This is a genomic window from Acidovorax sp. SUPP2539, from assembly GCF_030158975.1.
GTDB lineage: Bacteria > Pseudomonadota > Gammaproteobacteria > Burkholderiales > Burkholderiaceae_C > Paracidovorax.
The window spans coordinates 1-775 of sequence record NZ_BQXJ01000025.1; the positions used below are offsets into that span (position 1 = coordinate 1).

Genomic DNA, 775 nt, shown 5'->3' on the forward strand with positions numbered 1-775 from the left:
CGCCAAAGAGTTCGACCTCACCACCCGCGCCATGCGCTTCTATGAAGACATGGGCCTTCTCCAACCCCAACGCACCGGACCCGGCGCCCGTACTCGCATCTACACCGCTCGCGATCGCACTCGGTTGATCTGCTTCCTCGAAGCAATTTAGATTAAGGAAAACTCCTTTGCGGCAAAAAGGCTGCTACAATCGTGGATTCTTCGGAGGGGTGCCCGAGTGGCTAAAGGGGGCAGACTGTAAATCTGTTGGCTTACGCCTACACTGGTTCGAATCCAGTCCCCTCCACCAACTATGAAGCGGCGCGTAGGCGCAACGCGGAGTCTGTAAGGCGATGCGGGAGTAGTTCAATGGTAGAACCCTAGCCTTCCAAGCTAATGACGCGGGTTCGATTCCCGTCTCCCGCTCCAGTTTGCAGTTGGTTAGTGATTAGTGATTAGTGATTAGTGATTAGTGATTAGTGGTTAGTGGTTAGTCTCGAGAGTGTGTGATCGTCTCGGAATGCCCATGTGGCTCAGTGGTAGAGCACTCCCTTGGTAAGGGAGAGGTCGCGGGTCCGATTCCCGCCATGGGCACCAAATTCAAGGTGTGCGCATATAAAAATGTGCGGGCGCCTATGTTGTATTGGTGTAATTTTTTTCGGAGTCGAAAAAATGGCAAAAGGTAAGTTCGAACGTACCAAGCCCCACGTGAACGTGGGCACCATCGGTCACGTGGACCATGGCAAGACGACGCTGACGGCGGCCATCGCCACGGTGCTGTCCTCCAAGTTCGGCG

Annotated in this window: 1 protein-coding gene, 3 tRNA genes and 1 pseudogene; all 5 read left to right on the forward strand. The window is 54.5% G+C overall.

All coding sequences use genetic code 11. The annotated features are described in order from the left end of the window. Positions 1 to 145: pseudogene (locus tag AVTE2539_RS26250) on the forward strand (MerR family transcriptional regulator); the annotation flags it as partial. Positions 146 to 203: 58 nt separating this feature from the next. Beyond that, a tRNA-Tyr gene (locus AVTE2539_RS26255) sits at positions 204 to 289 on the forward strand. A gap of 45 nt (positions 290 to 334) precedes the next feature. Continuing rightward, positions 335 to 408 (forward strand) — tRNA-Gly (locus AVTE2539_RS26260). Between the two features lie 93 nt (positions 409 to 501). Next, positions 502 to 576, forward strand: a tRNA-Thr gene (locus tag AVTE2539_RS26265). Positions 577 to 651: 75 nt separating this feature from the next. Beyond that, on the forward strand, positions 652 to 775 hold a 124-nt coding region (locus tag AVTE2539_RS26270), incomplete at its 3' end, for a GTP-binding protein (protein WP_284410709.1).